The 19,314-nt window shown below is 44.0% G+C and carries 23 protein-coding genes; 8 read left to right on the top strand and 15 right to left on the bottom strand.

Annotated elements, in window-relative coordinates; all coding sequences use genetic code 11:
* Nucleotides 1-10 precede the first annotated feature (10 nt).
* From MTX11_RS07545 to MTX11_RS07515, 7 genes are all read right to left on the bottom strand, one after another.
* A complete protein-coding gene (locus tag MTX11_RS07545) occupies nt 11-592 on the bottom strand; it encodes a CvpA family protein (RefSeq protein ID WP_005246742.1) in 582 nt (193 codons plus the stop codon).
* Nucleotides 593-597: 5 nt separating this feature from the next.
* Nucleotides 598-1,599 (bottom strand): quinone-dependent dihydroorotate dehydrogenase, encoded by a 1,002-nt coding sequence (locus MTX11_RS07540; RefSeq protein ID WP_243474778.1) that lies wholly within the window; start codon nt 1,597-1,599, stop codon nt 598-600.
* 90 nt (nt 1,600-1,689) lie between these two features.
* Nucleotides 1,690-2,169: a type II secretion system protein GspM gene (gene gspM / locus MTX11_RS07535; protein ID WP_004280088.1), complete on the bottom strand. Its 480-nt coding sequence runs from the start codon at nt 2,167-2,169 to the stop codon at nt 1,690-1,692.
* Entirely contained in the window at nt 2,169-3,308 is a 1,140-nt protein-coding gene (gene gspL, locus MTX11_RS07530; protein WP_243474777.1) for a type II secretion system protein GspL, read from the bottom strand. Before gspL ends, gspM begins: the two co-directional genes overlap by 1 nt.
* Before the next feature lie 30 nt (nt 3,309-3,338).
* Nucleotides 3,339-3,794 (bottom strand): phosphoglycerate mutase family protein, encoded by a 456-nt coding sequence (locus MTX11_RS07525; RefSeq protein WP_243474776.1) that lies wholly within the window; start codon nt 3,792-3,794, stop codon nt 3,339-3,341.
* A gap of 76 nt (nt 3,795-3,870) precedes the next feature.
* Nucleotides 3,871-4,944 (bottom strand): NAD(P)H-dependent glycerol-3-phosphate dehydrogenase, encoded by a 1,074-nt coding sequence (locus tag MTX11_RS07520; RefSeq protein WP_004280094.1) that lies wholly within the window; start codon nt 4,942-4,944, stop codon nt 3,871-3,873.
* Between the two features lie 33 nt (nt 4,945-4,977).
* Nucleotides 4,978-5,559, bottom strand: coding sequence for a nitroreductase family protein (locus MTX11_RS07515; RefSeq protein WP_243474775.1), 582 nt, complete (start codon nt 5,557-5,559; stop codon nt 4,978-4,980).
* 258 nt (nt 5,560-5,817) lie between these two features.
* On the opposite strand from MTX11_RS07515, the gene MTX11_RS07510 reads away from it, so the two are divergent.
* Nucleotides 5,818-6,198, top strand: coding sequence for a hypothetical protein (locus MTX11_RS07510; RefSeq protein WP_004646604.1), 381 nt, complete (start codon nt 5,818-5,820; stop codon nt 6,196-6,198).
* A 63-nt stretch (nt 6,199-6,261) separates the two neighbouring features.
* On the opposite strand, the gene rhlB is transcribed toward MTX11_RS07510, so the two are convergent.
* Together rhlB and MTX11_RS07500 are read right to left on the bottom strand one after the other, a co-directional pair.
* On the bottom strand, nt 6,262-7,413 hold the full coding sequence (gene rhlB, locus MTX11_RS07505) for an ATP-dependent RNA helicase RhlB (protein WP_243474774.1): 1,152 nt from the start codon (nt 7,411-7,413) through the stop codon (nt 6,262-6,264).
* Nucleotides 7,414-7,514: 101 nt separating this feature from the next.
* Nucleotides 7,515-7,730, bottom strand: a complete 216-nt coding sequence (locus MTX11_RS07500; protein WP_004280099.1) for a cold-shock protein — start codon at nt 7,728-7,730, stop codon at nt 7,515-7,517.
* A gap of 382 nt (nt 7,731-8,112) precedes the next feature.
* Here MTX11_RS07500 and MTX11_RS07495 point away from each other — a divergent pair, with 382 nt between their 5' ends.
* From MTX11_RS07495 to MTX11_RS07475, 5 genes are all read left to right on the top strand, one after another.
* Nucleotides 8,113-8,346: a sulfurtransferase TusA family protein gene (locus tag MTX11_RS07495; RefSeq protein WP_035335151.1), complete on the top strand. Its 234-nt coding sequence runs from the start codon at nt 8,113-8,115 to the stop codon at nt 8,344-8,346.
* 136 nt (nt 8,347-8,482) lie between these two features.
* On the top strand, nt 8,483-9,352 hold the full coding sequence (gene rpoH, locus MTX11_RS07490; RefSeq protein ID WP_004280101.1) for an RNA polymerase sigma factor RpoH: 870 nt from the start codon (nt 8,483-8,485) through the stop codon (nt 9,350-9,352).
* A 119-nt stretch (nt 9,353-9,471) separates the two neighbouring features.
* Nucleotides 9,472-9,837: a DUF423 domain-containing protein gene (locus MTX11_RS07485; RefSeq protein ID WP_004280103.1), complete on the top strand. Its 366-nt coding sequence runs from the start codon at nt 9,472-9,474 to the stop codon at nt 9,835-9,837.
* A gap of 35 nt (nt 9,838-9,872) precedes the next feature.
* Entirely contained in the window at nt 9,873-10,070 is a 198-nt protein-coding gene (gene thiS, locus MTX11_RS07480) for a sulfur carrier protein ThiS (RefSeq protein WP_243474773.1), read from the top strand.
* Nucleotides 10,071-10,084: 14 nt separating this feature from the next.
* Complete coding sequence (locus MTX11_RS07475) at nt 10,085-10,867, top strand: thiazole synthase (RefSeq protein ID WP_005107305.1); 783 nt, start codon at nt 10,085-10,087, stop codon at nt 10,865-10,867.
* A gap of 54 nt (nt 10,868-10,921) precedes the next feature.
* Here MTX11_RS07475 and MTX11_RS07470 read toward each other — a convergent pair whose 3' ends face one another.
* A complete protein-coding gene (locus MTX11_RS07470) occupies nt 10,922-11,533 on the bottom strand; it encodes a glutathione binding-like protein (protein WP_004280108.1) in 612 nt (203 codons plus the stop codon).
* A gap of 217 nt (nt 11,534-11,750) precedes the next feature.
* Here MTX11_RS07470 and MTX11_RS07465 point away from each other — a divergent pair, with 217 nt between their 5' ends.
* Nucleotides 11,751-13,196: a SulP family inorganic anion transporter gene (locus tag MTX11_RS07465; protein ID WP_243474772.1), complete on the top strand. Its 1,446-nt coding sequence runs from the start codon at nt 11,751-11,753 to the stop codon at nt 13,194-13,196.
* Nucleotides 13,197-13,347: 151 nt separating this feature from the next.
* Nucleotides 13,348-14,064: a tRNA (guanosine(46)-N7)-methyltransferase TrmB gene (gene trmB, locus MTX11_RS07460; RefSeq protein WP_243474771.1), complete on the top strand. Its 717-nt coding sequence runs from the start codon at nt 13,348-13,350 to the stop codon at nt 14,062-14,064.
* A 92-nt stretch (nt 14,065-14,156) separates the two neighbouring features.
* Here trmB and MTX11_RS07455 read toward each other — a convergent pair whose 3' ends face one another.
* From MTX11_RS07455 to MTX11_RS07435, 5 genes are all read right to left on the bottom strand, one after another.
* Nucleotides 14,157-14,933: a Rossmann-like and DUF2520 domain-containing protein gene (locus tag MTX11_RS07455; RefSeq protein ID WP_243474839.1), complete on the bottom strand. Its 777-nt coding sequence runs from the start codon at nt 14,931-14,933 to the stop codon at nt 14,157-14,159.
* A gap of 82 nt (nt 14,934-15,015) precedes the next feature.
* Entirely contained in the window at nt 15,016-15,813 is a 798-nt protein-coding gene (locus MTX11_RS07450; protein WP_243474770.1) for a thioesterase family protein, read from the bottom strand.
* 62 nt (nt 15,814-15,875) lie between these two features.
* Nucleotides 15,876-16,544, bottom strand: a complete 669-nt coding sequence (locus tag MTX11_RS07445; RefSeq protein WP_243474769.1) for a class I SAM-dependent methyltransferase — start codon at nt 16,542-16,544, stop codon at nt 15,876-15,878.
* A 318-nt stretch (nt 16,545-16,862) separates the two neighbouring features.
* Nucleotides 16,863-18,551, bottom strand: a complete 1,689-nt coding sequence (locus MTX11_RS07440) for an AMP-binding protein (RefSeq protein ID WP_243474768.1) — start codon at nt 18,549-18,551, stop codon at nt 16,863-16,865.
* A gap of 98 nt (nt 18,552-18,649) precedes the next feature.
* Nucleotides 18,650-19,285: a TetR/AcrR family transcriptional regulator gene (locus MTX11_RS07435; protein WP_243474767.1), complete on the bottom strand. Its 636-nt coding sequence runs from the start codon at nt 19,283-19,285 to the stop codon at nt 18,650-18,652.
* Between the last annotated feature and the right edge of the window lie 29 nt (nt 19,286-19,314).

Here is a 19,314-nt window from a genome sequence, read left to right as displayed (position 1 = left end):
CAAGCTAGGATTAATAAAAAGGATTATTTGTAGACTCATCTGCAGCTCCAGACTTGGACGATGTTTCAGATGATGAAGCTGAAGGTTTCGATGTCCCTTCAGGCTTGATATGTTGTAGTGCGCCATTCGCGGCTTCTTTCGACATTTGAGTCGCCCAAGGTGCATAAGGCAATAAGGCTTGAATAAACTTGGACTGTTTCCAGTGAGGTGAGCTTTCTACCCACGGGCCAATTCCCTGCATGGTAATCAGAACAATCAGCAAACCTTTCAGGCTACCAAAGACACCACCCGCCAGACGGTTGAGAGGACCCAGTTTAAGACTCTTTAAAATACGATTCAACAGTGCAGTAACGATCCAGGTCAGAACTACGATCAGCAGGACGATAAAGGCGAAGGCCGCAATCTTTTGTACAACTGGATCTGTACTCAGAGCAACCATAGACGGCGCAAGTAGCGTTGAATATTTTGCCGCAACAATCAGGGCAAAGATCCATCCCACTAAGTTCGCAAAGGCTTTAATAAATCCTTGACGCAAACCGTTGAGCCCTCCAATGAGCAAGATAATCAGTAGAAAGATATCAATGGCATTCATAGGATTTAAAGTGCGTCTACACAATCTTTTACAAGTTTAGGTCCAGTATAGATGAGGCCACTATAAACCTGTACAAGGCTGGCGCCTGCCTGTTTTTTGGCAACAGCATCTGCACCTGAAAGAATACCACCCACACCAATCAATGGAATTTGTCCTTTTAATACCGCAGCAAATGCAGCCAGACATGCGGTACTTTTCTCAAATACTGGCGCGCCAGACAAACCGCCCGCTTCCTCTGCATGCTCCAGACCCTCTACACCTTCACGTGACAGTGTGGTATTGGTCACGATCAGGCCATCAATCTTGAATTGCAATAACTGCTTGGCAATAAAGGCAATATCGCTGTTATCCAGATCAGGCGCCACTTTCAGTACCAAAGGTACATAATGCTGGTATTCCTGAGCTAATTCAAGCTGACGGTTTTTCAACGTTTCCAGCAGTTCGGTGAGTGCATCACCACTTTGCAGGCTGCGCAGGTTTTTGGTATTGGGAGAAGAAATATTGACGGTAATATAAGAAGCATAATTATAGACTTTTTCTAAACAGATGAGGTAATCATCTACTGCTTTTTCTACCGGAGTATCAGCGTTTTTACCGATATTAATACCGAGAATGCCTTTAAATTTGGCCGCTTTGACATTTTCAACCAGCTGATCCACACCATCATTATTAAAGCCCATACGGTTAATAATGGCTTTGGCCTGTGGCAAACGGAATAAACGCGGATGAGGATTACCGGCTTGCGGTCGCGGGGTAATGGTGCCAATTTCAATAAAACCAAAACCTTGACCGGCAAGGGCGTCAATATAGGCACCATTTTTGTCCAAACCTGCCGCAAGACCTACCTGATTGGGAAATTCGATTCCCATACAGGTCACAGGTTTCGCAGCAACGTTTTGACGCATCAAGCCCATTTTATGGGATGATTTCAATAGTGATAATGTCAGCTCATGTGCACGCTCTGGTGCTAAAGAAAACAACAAAGGGCGGGCTAGAGAATACAACATATCCAGAAAAGTCTACTGCTTTTTAAGTCGGCATATTATAGGCATAGGCTGACAAAAAAACCATGCTTTGCAAATCTTTATTTTTACCGTTTATTGTATGGTCGCCGTTAATTTAATCTGTCCTGCCTCATTATTTAGTTCCATTTTCTCGATACTTAGCCCCATTTGTGCCAGCTGAGTCAGGAAATTTGCCAGTACTGCATAATTTTCATGCATGACCGCCAATTGAATTTTTCCTTCCATTTGCTGGGAAGCCACCGACAATCCTTGCTGCTGTGCGACTCGCTGTACTTTCTCCGCTGCATCCAGTTGGGTGTCCCCAGCCGGTTTCATGGTTACTGCATTACTTTGCATCCAAACAATGGTATCTTTCAGCTGATTTAAGCGTTTTTGCTGGGTATCTGCCGCCTGATGCATATACCAGAGTGCAGAACCGACTGCCGCCACAATCACAAAAACAGTGGTAAAAATCACCATTACCCGTTCACGTACCGACAAGCTGTCCAGATAATCACTCAGTTTTTCAAAAGACTGATCCATACGATTTTGTAGCGCTTCAATGCCTTTCATTATTGAATCCTCACCAGTCCGATCGCAGCTGTTCCGCTGGCCTGAATATTCCCCAGCTCCACCTTAAAGCCTTGCTGGCTTAATTGTGTGGTCAGTGCATTTAACGTTTCTGATGAATTGGCCTTAAGCTCCATACTTAACACAGAAGCATCATAATTCACCCGTTGTGCCACAATCTGATTTTGCATCAAGACTGGCCCCACCCGACTAATCAGCTGCAATGCATGCGTATCTGCAATCTGGCTTTGACGCAACTGCCCTTCAAACTGACTTTTGATATTCTGCTCAGTGACCGGATAATTTTGTCCAAACCAGTATTTAAACTGGTCGATGGCTTGCGCGGCGGTCTGATTCGCCACTTTCTTATATTGATACCAGCGCACAGCATCATAACTAAACTGCAATACTAAAATACCCAGAAAAACCGCCGCGCAGGCTTTCCAGTAGCCGGAAATAGCGCCATTGGATTTTGCTTTAGGCAAGACATTAAACGGATGCTGTTTCGGTTTTTTCAGTACAGGAATTCCATATTGGAAAGACTCCAGTTGCTCCTGAGTGACCAGTGCTTCAAGACTACTCAACTGCTCCTGATTCAGATTGCTCACCTTATAGCTGAGATCCTTGGGCTGATAATCCAGATAAAGGCTTAGATCATCCAGCGACTGGCCGATATATTCCGACTCGCGCACCAGCAAACGTCCACCGATTTGCGCAATCACACGCTGATTGGCATCAGGAACCGGCAGCACCAAAAAGTCCGGTAACAAAGCTGCCAGCTTGACTGGGATCAGGCTTAAAGCATGTTGCAAGGTCTCAAGCGTAGAATTCGCAATCCCCATAATGCTGATCTGATCCGGCTGCTGAAAATGATGCAGCACTTTCATGGCATCTACCGGCAGCACCACGTATTCTTCGAGCAAATATTTGATGCCATCATTGCCCATTTTCTTATATTGGCTCTTAGGCAAGGTCTGCTGCAAAATTTGCACATGACGGCTCGGAAAAAACACCACCGCCTCTTCGCCATGATGAGCCTGTATATCCTGAATCAGCTGCTCAAGTGTGGCTGCAGTGTTCCAGAATTCCCCAGTTGACCATTGCCAAACCCCATTGGCTTCAGGCATCCATAAATACAACATCGATTGTGTTCTGCCGTTTTAATAAATTTTTTATAGTGTAGGAATAAAGCTTTTTATCTGTGTGGATAAGCCAGGGGCAATCACCGCCTGATCATAAATACGTGCTTCTGCCAATGCATAGGGATGAAAAGATTCAGCCAGCAGAATGGAAGACATATGTGCCACCACATTCATATGACACACTACTGCAATCGACTCATAAGGCAGTTGCGACAACCATTCCACTGCGACCTTAGCATCATCATCCGGTTTGATCGTATTACAGATCACCACCGGCACATCTTTAAAATAATGCTGCAAATGTGCCAGAGTTTCCTGCGCACGCAATAACGGACTGACCACAAAGACTTCAGGCTTAATCAGATCCTTTAAGAACTGTGAAGTCTGCTCAGCCTGTTGATGACCACGCTCCGTTAAAGGTCGCTTGGTGTCATTACCATTGACCGGTGGTGCGGCCTCGCCATGTCGAACTAAAGTCAGTTGCATTTGATTTCCTTATATTCTTTTGCCTGCATGATAAGCAGCGAATATGACAATTCGCAGACAGTCCCTGTGTTATAGATCAGACTTGATGATGTGGCAAGACAAATTCAACATCACTGCGATGACCGTTTTTCATCAATGACAATGCAATATTGAGTGGTGGCGCACCTTCAAAAATCACATCATACAAGGCCGAGGTAATCGGCATATACACATCGAGTTCTTCCGAACGCGCCTTGACCTGCACAATGGTATTAATCCCTTCTGCCGTTTGCCCCAATTCAGTCGTTGCTTGCTCCAGGGTTTTACCTTTACCAAGCGCATAACCCACCTGATAATTACGGCTAAGAGGGCTGCTACAGGTAGCGAACAAATCACCCACACCTGAAAGCCCAAGGAAAGTCAGCGGATTAGCACCGAGTTTTACTGCAAAACGGCTCATTTCGGCCAAAGCACGGGTCAGGATCATACTCTTGGTATTTTCACCCACATTATACGCAGCAGCCATGCCCATCGCGACAGCATAGATATTTTTTAATGCGCCCCCGAGTTCTACCCCATGCACATCATCACTGGCGAATACGCGGAACAAGGCACTATGTAAGGCTTGTTGTACGGCATAACGCACCAGCTCGGACTGGCTGGCAATCACGGTTCCTGCTGGCTGTCCTGCCACAATTTCTTTGGCCAGATTCGGTCCTGATAACACACCATAAGGCACTTCAGGCAACACTTCACGAATAATATCGCTCATGAAACTAAAGGTTTTGGCTTCAATACCCTTGGTCAGCGAGATCACGGCTTGCGATGTAATAAAAGGTTTGATTTGCTGCAAAACATCCCGGAAAGAATGGCTCGGAATTGCGACTAAAATAATATCGCGATCACGCACAGCCTGTTCCAGATCTGACACCGCCAGCAGATTTTCTTCTAACTTAAAATCTGGCAAATAGCGTTTATTGATATGGGTGGCATTAATATCTGCCGCAACTGCTTCATCACGAATCCAGATCATGGTATTGCAACCATTACGCACTGCAGTATTGGCCATTGCAGTACCAAAGCTACCCCCACCCAATACCGTTACTCTTAAAGCTGTCTTATGATCAACTGCAACCGGTTCTACCAGTTTTGAGAAATTTAATTCTGACATCTTATTTTTTAATATCCTGTTATACCGTGCCAACTAGCTGTTCTGGTTGCAATAACTTACAAAATCACTGGTTTGAATCTCTGCACGCGGGGGAATTGCTTTTGCGGCAGTGCCAATATAAATAATACCCGAGACCAGATCGTCTTTTGAAATTCCCAATGCCTGCTTAAACAGGCCAGACTCGACTACAGCACCGCTACGCCACATGGTTGAGAAACCCTGAACCTGAAGTGACAGCAGAAAATTCTGAATCGCTGCGCCTGAACTAAGGATTTGTTCAAAATGCGGAACTTTAGGATGATCCTGCAAACGCGTTAAGGCAAGTACCAATAAGGGCGCACGAAACGGATGATTCTTGACCCGCTCAATCTGCGCTGTTTCAGTTTCACCCAAATCGACGAGCGCCTGCGACAGCAACTCTCCAAAAGCTTCACGCTGATTATCTGGAACCACGACAAATGTGGTCGGCTTGAGCCGATGATGATCGGGTGCAGTTAATGCCGCCTGAAAGGCTTTTTCCAGTTGTTCTGCATTCGGTGCCGGTGCCAGCAGATGACCAATCGATTGCCGTTGGTGAATATTTTGATGAACGATGTCAATCGCAGATTCCGTCATTGCCTTGTATATCTACACTTAAAAACCATACTCAAGATTAGCATATTCAAAGAAAAATACGCTAGAAACTTCATAGCGATTCAGCAAGCTCATCGCCACTTGAAAATAAACTTGTTTGGTTTTTCAATCCTGTACTGCTCTATTTTTCACCTAACTCACATAGAGCTATACCAAAAATTGCTAAACTTATACAACAGCTACAAAATCTGCGCTGCTTGCTGTGTTGAAATATTCAGCATCGTATTTACTTGAGATTTCATGATGAAAAAAACAATCGCTTTCAGCGGATTAGCTATTTCTGCATTACTGCTTACTGCGTGTGCCTCAAACCCGACTGCATTGGCAGTGCAAAAGGAAAATAACCAGTATGAGGTGACCGGATTAGGTAAAAATCAACTGACCTCAAAAAACAATGCGATTACTGCGGCCAATAAAGCTTGTGGCTCTCGATCAACCCCCATTATTGTGGATGAAAAGACAGCTTATAACGGCGCTTTAAAAGGCGTAGTCGATGAACAAACAGGTCAGATGATTCAGGCAGCCGCTACTGTCCTTGGCAATATCGCAGGTACCAATACTGGTTTAAACCAGAATGATGATTATCAGACGGTGCTTACATTCCGCTGTCAGGCCAAATAAGCCTTAAACCACAGCGCAATAAAAAAACCGCTCTTCAAGAGCGGTTTTTTTATATGGTCTGTATTAGCAGTAACCTTCCAGGCGGGTCAAAGGCAATTTTTGCCCAATGGCTTTTTCAATTTCTGGCAGATAGAACGCATCATCTTCTGCAAGGAAACTAATACTCACGCCACTGGTTCCCGCACGACCGGTACGGCCAATACGATGCACATAATCATCCGACTGTTCCGGCAAGGTGAAGTTCACCACATGCGACACACCATCGACATGGATACCACGACCAGCAACATCCGTCGCAATCATAATATTATGCTGACCATTTTTAAATTGATCTAACATTTTCGTGCGTTTATCTTGCGCGATTTCACCAGACAACATCACCACCTTATAACCATCCCGTTTTAAATGATCATAAAGTTTGCGTACCTGATCCCGACGGTTAGCAAAAATCATGACTTTCTCAATCGGCTCATCACGCAGAATTTCTTGCAACAATTTATATTTATCTGATTTTGCCACCATATAAACCCGTTGCTCGACATCAGCATTGGTTTTCTTTTCTGGCTCAATTTCAACCGTAACCGGTTCAAACAGCCATTGCTGCGCAAGATTCAACACATCATAGCTAAATGTTGCAGAGAACATTAAAGTCTGACGCTGCTCTTTACGCGGCGAGAAACGTACAATCCGTTTAACCGATGGAATGAAACCCATATCCAGTAGACGGTCTGCTTCATCAATGACTAAAAATTCAATCTGATCTAGCCAGACTTCTTTTTGTTCTACAAAATCAATCAGACGACCTGGTGTAGCCACCATAATATCGACAGGCGCTTTATTAAGCTGGTTCTTTTGCTTGTCAAAATCCACACCACCCAGCAAGGTCACCACATGCAAACCCGCATATTTCGCCAGGTGCTGTGCATCGCTTTCAATTTGCAATGCCAGTTCACGGGTCGGTGCCAGAATCAGCGCGCGCGGCTCACCACGATAACGTTGTTCCTGAATCGGATTATTTAACAGATCGTTCATGATACTAATTAAAAAGGCCGCAGTTTTACCTGTACCAGTCTGTGCACGGCCAATTGCATCATGTCCTGCCAGCGTGAATTTCAAAACCTTCTGCTGGATAGGCGTCATGGTGGTAAAGCCTAAAGCATCAATCGCTTTTTTTAGATTGGGATGTAAATTTAAGGTTTCAAAACCAGATGACATAAAGCGGTGCTCTAATTGGGTAATCACTAAGATAGGGATAGTATAAACAAAAAACGCCCCAAGTTATATTGGAGCGTTTTCTTTTTAGCTTAATCCGAAGATTAGTCTAATGGTTGAACTTCTTCAGCTTGAAAGCCTTTTTGGCCTTTAACAACACTGAATTCAACACGTTGGCCGTCACGAAGTGAACGGTGACCGTCACCTTGGATAGCACGGAAATGAACGAATACGTCATCGCCGCCGTTACGTTGAATAAAGCCGAAGCCTTTAGTATCGTTAAACCACTTAACTACGCCTTGTTCGCGAGCAGCTGTCATAAGTTAATCCTCATTGAAACTAAAAGAAGGACCACCCGGTGTTGCAAACAGCAGAGCAAACAAGTTTGAAAATATTATTTTTAAGCTTGTAATCATTCTGTAAAACTATCAACAAAATCCCGGTTACATCCATTTATGTAATAGGGTGAAAAACAATCACTTTGTTTATTCAAAGTCCCAAATACGCAACGAGCTTAACATGGGTTTATCACAATTAATAGATTTTTTTTAGCATGTTCTGTTTGATTTAGTTATTTTTTTCATGAAAATTGTCAAAAGACTTTATAAAGTCATTTAGATCTTCTTTTTCTTAAACTAGTTTGGTTCTGGCATCATATTTGCTACTATTTATAGCCTTTTCTGCTACCTAAATGAAACCGTAATGCTCGAAGATCCAGCGCATTTCAGCCTTATAGACGCCATGGGAAAACCGTGCCCGATGCCGCTATTAATGTTAAAGCGCGCATTAAAGGCCGGAAATCAGAAAACATTCCTGCTGAAATCATCTGATCCGCATAGCCAGACGGATGTCAGCCGCTATTGTCAGCTGCATCAGCTCAAGCTTGAATTTAAAAAAATTTCTGATACAGAGTTTCACTACTTAATTGAATCTTAAAAAATTTCAATTAAACTGTTGATCCTCACTTTCGTATACTTTTTTACATTTCTCTACCCAAATATCCATTATTTGTGGAGAGATTGGATTAAGATAAAACCTAGTTTAGGGTTATCCCGCACTTCAAGGAGAACACATGAGTGACAGCCGCAATCAGTTGATGCCCCTGTCATTATCGGCGCCAGGTGTCAACCTCGGTGCTTATATCAGCACTGTCAATCAGATTCCGATTTTAACAGCCGAACAAGAAAAAGAGTTGGCTGAACGCTATTACTATGACCAAGATTTAGATGCAGCGAAAATGCTGGTCATGTCGCATTTGCGTTTTGTAGTACATATTGCGCGTAGTTATGCAGGTTATGGTTTGCCACAAGGCGACCTGATTCAGGAAGGCAACCTGGGCCTGATGAAAGCTGTAAAACGTTTTGACCCGAATATGGGCGTACGTCTGGTGTCATTTGCCGTGCACTGGATCAAGGCGGAAATTCACGAATACGTGATCCGTAACTGGCGTATTGTGAAAATCGCCACCACTAAAGCGCAACGTAAACTGTTCTTTAATCTGCGCAGCCTGAAGAAATCATCGAAAAAGTTGACGCTCGCAGAAGCACAGTCTATTGCCAATGATTTAAATGTCACACCAGAACAAGTACTGGAAATGGAAGGCCGTCTGACGGCGTATGATGCGGCTTTTGATGCATCAAGCGATGACGATGATGAAGGTTCCACCCATGTGGCACCAGCGTTATATCTTGAAGATAATCGTTATGACCCGGCTCGTCTGATTGAAAATGAAGACTATGAGGAGCAAAGCACCTCTGCCCTGCATGAAGCCATGGATCAGCTAGATGATCGTTCACGTAATATCTTGCAGCGTCGCTGGCTAGATGACGAGAAATCGACCCTGCATGAGCTTGCAGCCGAATATAATGTTTCTGCGGAACGTATTCGTCAGCTGGAAAAAAATGCCATGGAAAAAATTAAAGTGGCGATGTCATCCAATTAACACCAAATTCTGTTACTGATTTACCTCGAAAAAGCCTTCTTTGATGAAGGCTTTTTTATGTCCGCATTTTGAATTTATGCTAAGGTTGAGCGCAAACTTTATCAGGAAGATCAATTCAAATGTGGATTGCGATTTCAGCACTTAATTTGGCACTTGCAGTCATGCTCGGTGCTTTTGGTGCACATGGTTTAAAAGCGCGGGCGACTGAAGCACAGCTCGGCTGGTGGCAAACGGCAACGGATTATTTTTTCTATCATGCCTTAGGACTACTGATTCTTTCTTTACTGGCGAAAGTCATCCCTGCATTGCCCATTCAATGGAGCTTCGGTCTGATTCAGGTCGGCATTTTACTGTTTTCTGGCTCACTGTATATCATGGCCTTAGGATTACCCCGCGGTTTAGGTGCTATTACGCCCATCGGCGGGGCTTTAATGATTGCCGGATGGTTAATTCTGGCCTGGAATGCTTTAAAATACGCCAGATAAATTTGAACAACACTTAATCATAGAGGGTTGCTAGAATGATGATTTACATCAATGGCGAACGACAGGAAACTCACTGCAAGAATCTGCTGGAACTGATTCAGAGTATGGCGCTTGAGGGTAAGCGTTTTGCAGTTGAAGTCAATGAAATGATTATTCCTAAAAGCAGATTGGGCGATACGCCAATTTGCGATACAGACAAAATAGAAATTATTCACGCGGTCGGTGGCGGCTAATACTCGGGACAATTATGCAAGATTTATTACAGATTGGTTCACGCCAATTCCATTCACGCCTTTTGGTAGGCACGGGCAAATACAAAGATTTAAATGAAACTCAGCAGGCCATTGAAACCAGTGGTGCAGAGATTGTCACTGTCGCTATTCGCCGTGTCAATATTGGCCAAGATCCTGACCAGCCGAACCTGCTGTCAGTCATTCCTCCGGAAAAATATACCATTTTGCCGAATACCGCAGGTTGCTTCGATGCCAATAGTGCCGTCCGCACCTGTATGCTGGCGCGTGAGTTGCTCGATGGCCACAATCTGGTCAAACTTGAAGTTTTGGGTGATGAAAAGACACTTTATCCAAACGTAACCGAAACACTGAAAGCTGCGCGCACCTTGATTGACGATGGCTTTGAGATCATGGTTTATACCTCGGATGATCCGATCGTGGCGCAAGAGCTGGAAAGCATGGGCTGTGTTGCGATTATGCCATTGGGTAGCCTGATTGGTTCTGGTCTGGGCATTCTGAATCCACATACCCTGTCAATCATCAAGGAAAATGCCAAAGTTCCTGTCCTAGTCGATGCCGGTGTCGGTACAGCGAGTGATGCCGCGATTGCGATGGAACTGGGTTGTGATGGTGTACTCATGAATACAGCGATTGCAGCTGCACAAAATCCGGTATTAATGGCATCTGCGATGAAAAAAGCCGTTGAAGCAGGCCGAGAAGCTTTTCTTGCAGGCCGTATGCCGCGCAAGCGTATGGCCAATGCCAGCTCACCGGAAACCGGCTATTTCTTTAAATAAATTTTCATGAACAAAAATAAAGGACTCAATTGAGTCCTTTATTTTTGTTTTTAGTTAAGGAATCAGACCTTCATCACGCATAGCAATCTGTACAGACTGACGTTCTGCCACTTTATTACGGATATGAATAATATTTTTATATGGACTCAAATCATGCTCAATCTGGTTCGACCAGTTGGTCAAGACAAATAGATAGGCATCCGCAGGCCCAAAGTTATCATCCACCAGATAATCATTGTCCGATTCACCAATCGCTTTATCGATATAACTCAATAGTCGATCAATCTCTGCATAGGCTTTTTTCTTTTCATCTTCGGATAACTTGCCACCGAAGAACACCGCATAGGCATCATGTAGTTCAGAGTTCAGATAACCTAACCATTCCAGCACTTTGGCACGTCCCATGCCCGATGGTGGAATCAGATCTTGTTTTGGATCGTGTTGAGCAAGAAACGGTAGAATTGCAACATTTTCTGTCAGGATCAGACCAGGGTTAATTTCTAACGCTGGTACATAGCCTTTAGGATTAACTTCGTAATAATCCGTACCTTTTTCTGTTTTATGTGTTTTTAAATCAACACGTTCCAAATCAAAATCGACATTAATTTCATTTAAAATAATATGTGCTGCCAGTGAGCAGGCACCTGGCGAATAGTAAAGCTTCATTTCTGATCCTTGTTATACACTTCTCAATGTTTTAAATCGCTTCTGACAAACTTTCAAGTGATCAAACCTGTAAATTGCAAAAAAGCGTAACTGTCACCTCAGGGCAGTTACTCATTCAATATTCAGGATATTCCGGGCTTTTGCAAGTCAATCTTGTGTAGATTTTTATCTCTATCTGTTTAACATACACAGGTTTTCAAAATTTAGATGATATTTCGTGATTAGCCTGAAAAAAGAAGAATGGTTTTCCAATATCCGCACAGATGTATTGGCAGGTCTGGTGGTGGGACTTGCCCTGATTCCTGAATCAATTGCCTTCTCTGCCATTGCCGGTGTTGATCCGCAAGTCGGTTTATATGCCTCTTTCTGCATTGCAGTATCCATTGCCTTTTTTGGTGGCCGTCCTGCCATGATCTCTGCGGCTACAGGCGCAATGGCACTTTTGATGATTACCTTGGTAAAAGAACATGGTTTGCAATATCTGTTGGCTGCCACAATTCTGACCGGCATCATTCAGGTCATTGCGGGTTATTTTAAAGTCGCTAAATTAATGCGCTTTGTATCGCAGGCGGTGGTATACGGATTTTTGAATGCCTTGGCGATCCTGATATTTGTGGCACAAATCCCGGAAATTAACAGGATGGATAGCACCGGTTATCTGTTTATTGCGATTGGTCTGGCGATTATATATATGTTTCCGTATATCCCGAAAATTGGCAAAGCCATTCCCTCACCTTTAATCTGTATTATCGTATTAAGCGGGTTGGCGCTGTTGTTAAGTGTAGATATGCGTACCGTGAGCGATCTTGGACAATTCCCGGATACTTTGCCAGTTTTCCTGATTCCAGAAATTCCACTCAATCTGGAAACCTTGCAAATTATCCTGCCTTATTCCTTTACCTTGGCGACTGTCGGTTTGCTGGAAAGCATGATGACCACTACGGTCATTGATGAAGTGACCGGAACTGAAGGTGACCGTCATCAGGAATGTCGTGGTCAGGGTATGGCCAATATTGTCAGCGGCTTTATGGGCGGGATGGCCGGTTGTGCCATGATCGGCCAGTCAATTATCAATGTGTCTTCAGGGGCACGTACCCGTTTATCGACTCTGGTCGCTGGCGTGTTTCTGCTCTGTCTCGTGGTTTTTTTGAAAGACTGGCTGGCTTATATCCCAATGGCAGCTCTGGTTGCGATCATGATTATGGTGGCATTTACCACCTTTCAATGGGGAGCAATCAAGCAATTCAGCAAACATCCGCTAGAATTTAATACCGTGATGATTGCCGTGATTATTGTCGTGCTTGCCACTCATAATCTGGCGCTTGGTGTATTTGTCGGCGTATTGCTCTCTGCCCTGTTCTTTATTAATAAACTGGAAAGAACTATACATGTCTATACGTATTTAAATACGGTCAATTCACGTAGCTATATTATTTCCGGACAGATATTCTTCAGCAGTACAGAAAAATTCTATCAGTTCTTTGATTTTAAGGAAAAGCTTGAGCATGTCGAACTGGATTTAACCCACGCGCATATCTGGGATGTGACCTCAGTAAACATGTTGAATAATGTGATCCAGAAATTTAAAGCCCAAAATATAGACGTAACAGTGATCGGTTTAAATGAAGCCAGCAGTACACTGATTGACCGGTTTAGTAGCTGATGAACGGTGATTAATAAAAGAGCCTCAATTGGCTCTTTTATTTTATCTGGAAGATCTCGCCAATTTTTATGAAGAAATACCGAGAAAAGTTTGACTTGCTCGGCTCAGGACTTAAAATACCGCATTCTGAATTTTTAGATTTGCCAAAGTTATGTCGAACGATCAATTAGACCAGCAAGTCGTTGAGCTGGAAAACTTAAGCGAGCACCGTGAAATCGTGACGTTTATGCGCCGCTCAATGCCGTTAAACACCTCTCAACGTACTGCGCTTGAACAATATGGTCACTTAATTTTGGAATATCCAGTGGGCGATTTACGTCAGCACTTTGAACATCCAGAGCGCCCTTTGACTGTAGAAATCGGTTTTGGTATGGGCCGTTCACTGGTATTGATGGCCAAAGCCAATCCTGAACGTAACTTTGTCGGGATTGAAGTGCATGTACCGGGTATTGCGCAATGCATTTACGAAGCAGGTGTTGAAGGCCTGACTAACTTACGTGTGCTAGATGCTGATGCAATTCAAGTGCTGCGTGAAATGCCGGACAATAGTATCAATACTGTGCAATTGTACTTCCCTGATCCATGGCAGAAAAAACGTCACTTTAAACGCCGTTTTGTTTCGCATGACCGTATGCCACTGGTGGAGCAAAAGCTGGAACTTGGCGGAACTTTCCATGCTGCAACGGACTGGGAACCGTATGCGGAATGGATGCTTGAAGTCTTGGAAGAACGTCCACGTCTGGAAAATCTGGCGGGCAAAGGCAACAGCTACCCTCGTCCGGAATGGCGTCCACAAACCAAGTTTGAACGTCGCGGGATTGAAGCCGGTCACAAGATTAATGATTTTATCTTCAAGAAAATTTCTTAATCCAAGATTCAAAAAAGCGCTGATTAATCAGCGCTTTTTTATGGAGAAAATTTATCTTTGAGCCCTTCTCCGTAGATAAATCTTCAGATTCTTCATTTCTGATGACGCGTGAGAATCTGCTGGCTCAACAACTGATAGACATTTTGTAAATCTTCCCGCTGCATATTGGCTAACATCTGCTGATGCATATTCAAGATATTCTGATCACCACGCATCGCTGGACCGGTCTGCATTTGTTTGGGATCATTCTGAGTGGCTTTATTGGCGGTTTCCAGCATCAAGGGATACAGCAGGCTAAAATCGACCTGTTGTGCATCAACCACCTGCTTGGCCATGTCATAACAATAATTGGCAAAATTACAGGCAAATACCGCTGCAAGATGCAAACTGAGACGTTGACTAGAACTATAAGTATAAACGCGATTGCTTAGGCTATTTGCCAGTTCTAATAACAGAATTTGGTCCTGCTCATTCATCGCCTCAATAAACAGTGGCGTCTGCTGCCAATCAATCTGGCGTTCCAGACTAAAGGTCTGTAAAGGATAAAATACGCCTGCACGCGCATGCACATTTTTCAGTAAATCGAGATGGGTACTGCCAGAGGTATGTACGATCAGATTCTGCTGCAGATATGGATGAATCTGTTCAATGACGCTGGCAATCGACTGATCACTGACCGCGATAATGACCAGATCCACCTCATGATCCAGCTGTTCAGGCTCAGCGATTGCCTGAGCTTTAAATTGCTCAGCCAGTTGCTGTGCTTTTTCTAGGGTTCGACTGTAGATCTGTACGATCTCATGTTGTGCTGACAATACAAGGGCAAGATGATATGCCACTCGCCCTGCCCCAATCATGCTGATCCGCATCTGCTGTTCTTCCTGATAAATTACGCACAGCATGCCAATAAATAAAGATTGAGGCAATTGGCCTTGATGTTTCGAATAGACTTTAAAACTTTCGCAGGGTCAGAATCTGTTCACTTCGACCAAAAGGTCCATGAACATCATGCAGAATCCCGCTGGTCAAACCGATACCATCTTCACCATATTGCTGCACCACTTCCAGTCCCAGCCATTTACCCTGTGGCAGACGGTGCATATGAATCTGCAGGTCCAGATTCGGAAATCCCCAACCGGAATTTGGGTCCTGACGTGGCACGATGCCATTGGCCGTATCGACCATACCGAGCAAACGGCTAAAGTCTGTAGCCGGTTGGCCTTCTACCATGTCCAGCGAATTTCTCAACCAGACAATGCCCTTGCCTGCACGATGGTCGGCATGTGCCCGAGTTTCAATACTCTGGATATAACCGCCCGGCCAGCAGCGCATACCCTCCCAAACCGGTAAATATTCTGGACTTTCGATCGGAAAATCTTCCACTCCAGCAATGGCCGTGGTATTTGAAGTTAGCATTCTCCACGCGCGTGCCACGATACAGGTTTTACCATTGGCACACATTTCAGCTTCAACCAGTTCAATGGTTTTACCCGGACGGATCATGCGTGTGGTAATCGAAAATTCACCAAAGGCTATCAAGCCAAAAATATCCAGCCCGACCCGACCAATACGCATGTCAGCACGTGGCTGAAACTGTTCCAGTTCGACGCATAGAATACCGGTGGCTGGCGCCATGTGCTGCTCATGCGGATTCCACGCACCTTGTGCATGAATATTAGAACGGTAATAAGCCGTAGTACTGCCATCTGCATGCTGTTCGCGCTGAATAAAACTGTAATATGCCGACATTGTTTTAATACTTCCCTGAATATTCTCTTAAACTTTAGAATTTGCAAAAAGTTCTTTGATCTTTATTTTCTGAGCAAAAAGCCATGATAATTCATGATTTGACAATAAATTTTGCACTGTTTAAATCCGACTTTGGTTAAAAGTGCTGTAAAATTTTGCGCAGATAACAAGTGAAAATCCTGCTCCAAGCGTTCAATCATCTTGCTACTTTGCACCACGCTTAACCCTGTCTGCTGTGCCAGCTTCTGCATAATTTTGATGTCTTGCTGATCTTCGGGTTGCATCAGGTCATAGGTCAATGCAAGACCGTTGGTTTTAAGACACTGATGGATAGCCTGAAAAAATCCGTTTTTTTCGGAATTTGGAATGAAATGAGCCACCAGAATGGCCAATGCGGCATCGAAAGTATCCGGCTGATTCAAATCTTGAATCGTGCTTTGGATGAATTGCACCCTTTGTCGATCTATAGAATTCAGATTTTTACTAGCCTGTTTCAGCATGGCTGCTGATGGATCAATTGCAGTAAAGGTCCAGTCTGGATGTTGCTCTAATAAATACGACAATTCATAACCTGTTCCGCAACCCACTATTAATATATGTGCGGTTTCTGGGAGTTCAGTGCTGAGAATTGCTTCAATCTGCTGATGCACCAGTTCATAACCGGGAATCAGTTTACGGATATGATCGTCATAACTGACGACCACGACTTCACTGTGAAAGTTTTTTGCCATCTGTTTACTCTGAATTCTGATTATTGAATTAGTGCTGAGAAAGATTTTTTTAATGCGGAATCTATAAAAAAAATTTTATTTCTCATCATCTTGTCTTGAACTTTTCCTCATTTTAATCACGTGACAGGCGACATGGATGTCGCCATTTTGCTGAGGGACATGGAAGTCCCTTCAGCAAAATAAAGGGCTTTTGCTTACTTTTGGCCCATCAAAAGTAAGAAAAGCCTGCACGTTGATAGTGATGAGTTCCTTCCAATTGAGGCAATGCAAGCATTAAATACCACACTACCTCCCGTAATAGACTGAAATTGCTATAATTTAAGCAATCTCTTTCAGATTTAATTCTTCACGCATAAATTCACGCAACTTGAACTTCTGTGCCTTACCTGAAGCCGTCATTGGAAATTCATGGAAGAAACGCACATAACGCGGCACTTTATTGTGAGAAATATGCTCCTTACAATACTGACGGATGGTTTCTTCAGTACAAGGATCATTTTCATGCAGGATGATGCAGGCACAAAGTTCCTCACCATATTTATGGTCTGGCACCCCAATCACCTGTACATCTGAAACAGCCGGATGGGTATAAAGGAAATCTTCAATTTCTTTCGGGAACAGGTTTTCCCCTCCACGAATCACCACGTCCTTGATTCGGCCCTTGATTTTGACAAAGCCTTCATCATCCATTTCAGCGATATCACCGGTATGCATCCAGCGCGCCGCATCAATCACTTCCTGGGTTTTATCCTGATCTTCCCAATAACCGAGCATCACTGAATAACCACGTACACACAGCTCACCCAATTGGCCGCGTGGAACCACCTTGCCATTTTCATCGACAATTTTAACTTCCAGATGCGGATGTACCCGGCCAACCGTACTGACACGTTGCTCGACACTGTCTGCCGTTGAGCTTTGTGCACTGACGGGTGCGGTTTCAGTCATGCCATAACAAATCGTGATTTCAGACATATGCATCCGTTCAATCACGCGCTGCATAATTTCCTGCGGACATGGACTACCCGCCATAATCCCGGTACGCAGACTGGACAGATCAAACTCGTCAAACTGTTCATGTTCCAGCACCGCAATAAACATAGTCGGCACACCATAAGCCGCGGTACATCTTTCCTGCTGAATGGCTTTTAAGGTTTCTAATGGATTAAACACGGCAGACGGATAAATCATGGCGGAACCATGCGTAATACAGGCCAGATTGCCCATAACCATACCAAAGCAGTGAAATAAAGGCACTGAAATACAGACACGGTCTTCTGGCCCTAAATGAATGGCTTCACCGACAAAATAACCATTATTTAAAATATTATTATGGGTCAGCATGGTGCCTTTCGGATTGCCCGTAGTGCCCGAAGTAAACTGGATATTAATCGTTTCATCGAACTGCAATTCACTGGAGATCTGTTGCAGTTGTTCCAGCTCTTGGGCGCTTGGCGAGCTTAGTAAATCCTGAAAACGGTGGATACCGGTATGCTGCTGATCATCAATTTTAATCACATGCTTTAAATGCGGCAAGCGCTCTGCATTGAGGAATTTACTTTCAGTCTGCATCAGCTCAGGTGCAATTTTAGTCAGAATTTCCTGATAGTCCGTCGTCTTAAACTGCGCTGCAATCACCAGTCCCTTACAGGAGACCTTGTTTAGCACATATTCAAGCTCATTGCTTTTATAGGCCGGATTCAGGTTCACCAGAATAATGCCTGCCTTGAAGGCCGCAAACTGGGTAATGGTCCATTCCACACAGTTCGGCGACCAGATCGCCAGACGGTCACCTTTTTGCATACCCAGTTTCAGCAGCTGACAGGCAAAGGCATTGACCTGATCCTGTAGCTGCCGGTAACTGAGGCGTATGTTCTGATGCAAACTCACTACCGCATCACGTTCTGCATACTGCTCGCAAGCCTGATCAAATTTTTCACCAATCGTCATGCCCAATAAAGGCTGGCTGCTGGTTCCATAGGCATAGCTTAACCGTACTTGTGTCATTGAATCGATCTCCTTGATTCTTTGTAATTCTGATTTTCAACTTTACTAATTGTTTTATGACCACGACGACCTTGTCTGTGTACCGGTTTTTTGTGTGTTTATGTTTGTAAATTTTCCTCCTGCCCACGTACTGCGTTGACACAAAAATCGGCAATCTGTTTGACAAAGTGATCCTTATACTTCTGATCAAACATGACATTTCGGGACGGATTTAAAGGTTCAATCACGACAAAGGTCATGGCACCAACCACGCCCAATGCTGCCGTATTCAAATCTTCAAATTCGAATTCTCCATTGACCTTTCCTTCGGCCAGAATTTCCTTAATGCTCTGCTTAAGCAGCTGCTTACTGCGAAAACGCTCATGTTCCATTTCCGGATCAACCGGTTCGAACATCAGTGAATACGCCAATTGGGGGCTATTCATGGCACGCTTGACAAAAGTTGTAACAGATTTTTGCAATTTCAGTTTTGGAGATAAATCTGACTCGGCAATATGGTTCAGAATTCCGACTTCATGCTGAATCGCGGCCGACAAAACCTCAATTAAAATCTGGCTTTTGCTTTCGAAATATCGATAGACCAGCCCTGTAGAAACGCCTGCGCGTTCTGCAATCGCCTGAATCGATGCCTCCTTCAAGCCCCCTTGAATAATCAGTTCACGAGCAGATTCCAAAATCGACAGGCGATTTTGTTCCATTCGTTCCTGCATCAATGATGATCTTTTATAACTCATAAAATTAATCTCAACAAGATAAAATGAAT

The sequence above is a fragment of the Acinetobacter lwoffii genome (genome assembly GCF_022809915.1).
GTDB lineage: Bacteria > Pseudomonadota > Gammaproteobacteria > Pseudomonadales > Moraxellaceae > Acinetobacter > Acinetobacter lwoffii_M.
The sequence above is the reverse complement of the archived record's forward strand: the minus strand, read 5'-3'. Positions and strand labels throughout refer to the sequence as shown.

Bases quoted from the DNA above. Each gene is read 5' to 3' on its own strand.
- MTX11_RS07545 (WP_005246742.1), bottom strand. From the start codon at position 592: ATGAATGCCATTGATATCTTTCTACTGATTATCTTGCTCATTGGAGGG.
- MTX11_RS07540 (WP_243474778.1), bottom strand. From the start codon at position 1,599: ATGTTGTATTCTCTAGCCCGCCCTTTGTTGTTTTCTTTAGCACCAGAG.
- gspM (WP_004280088.1), bottom strand. From the start codon at position 2,169: ATGAAAGGCATTGAAGCGCTACAAAATCGTATGGATCAGTCTTTTGAA.
- gspL (WP_243474777.1), bottom strand. From the start codon at position 3,308: ATGTTGTATTTATGGATGCCTGAAGCCAATGGGGTTTGGCAATGGTCA.
- MTX11_RS07525 (WP_243474776.1), bottom strand. From the start codon at position 3,794: ATGCAACTGACTTTAGTTCGACATGGCGAGGCCGCACCACCGGTCAAT.
- MTX11_RS07520 (WP_004280094.1), bottom strand. From the start codon at position 4,944: ATGTCAGAATTAAATTTCTCAAAACTGGTAGAACCGGTTGCAGTTGAT.
- MTX11_RS07515 (WP_243474775.1), bottom strand. From the start codon at position 5,559: ATGACGGAATCTGCGATTGACATCGTTCATCAAAATATTCACCAACGG.
- MTX11_RS07510 (WP_004646604.1), top strand. From the start codon at position 5,818: ATGATGAAAAAAACAATCGCTTTCAGCGGATTAGCTATTTCTGCATTA.
- rhlB (WP_243474774.1), bottom strand. From the start codon at position 7,413: ATGTCATCTGGTTTTGAAACCTTAAATTTACATCCCAATCTAAAAAAA.
- MTX11_RS07500 (WP_004280099.1), bottom strand. From the start codon at position 7,730: ATGACAGCTGCTCGCGAACAAGGCGTAGTTAAGTGGTTTAACGATACT.
- MTX11_RS07495 (WP_035335151.1), top strand. From the start codon at position 8,113: ATGCTCGAAGATCCAGCGCATTTCAGCCTTATAGACGCCATGGGAAAA.
- rpoH (WP_004280101.1), top strand. From the start codon at position 8,483: ATGAGTGACAGCCGCAATCAGTTGATGCCCCTGTCATTATCGGCGCCA.
- MTX11_RS07485 (WP_004280103.1), top strand. From the start codon at position 9,472: ATGTGGATTGCGATTTCAGCACTTAATTTGGCACTTGCAGTCATGCTC.
- thiS (WP_243474773.1), top strand. From the start codon at position 9,873: ATGATGATTTACATCAATGGCGAACGACAGGAAACTCACTGCAAGAAT.
- MTX11_RS07475 (WP_005107305.1), top strand. From the start codon at position 10,085: ATGCAAGATTTATTACAGATTGGTTCACGCCAATTCCATTCACGCCTT.
- MTX11_RS07470 (WP_004280108.1), bottom strand. From the start codon at position 11,533: ATGAAGCTTTACTATTCGCCAGGTGCCTGCTCACTGGCAGCACATATT.
- trmB (WP_243474771.1), top strand. From the start codon at position 13,348: ATGTCGAACGATCAATTAGACCAGCAAGTCGTTGAGCTGGAAAACTTA.
- MTX11_RS07455 (WP_243474839.1), bottom strand. From the start codon at position 14,933: ATGCGGATCAGCATGATTGGGGCAGGGCGAGTGGCATATCATCTTGCC.
- MTX11_RS07450 (WP_243474770.1), bottom strand. From the start codon at position 15,813: ATGTCGGCATATTACAGTTTTATTCAGCGCGAACAGCATGCAGATGGC.
- MTX11_RS07445 (WP_243474769.1), bottom strand. From the start codon at position 16,544: ATGGCAAAAAACTTTCACAGTGAAGTCGTGGTCGTCAGTTATGACGAT.
- MTX11_RS07440 (WP_243474768.1), bottom strand. From the start codon at position 18,551: ATGACACAAGTACGGTTAAGCTATGCCTATGGAACCAGCAGCCAGCCT.
- MTX11_RS07435 (WP_243474767.1), bottom strand. From the start codon at position 19,285: ATGAGTTATAAAAGATCATCATTGATGCAGGAACGAATGGAACAAAAT.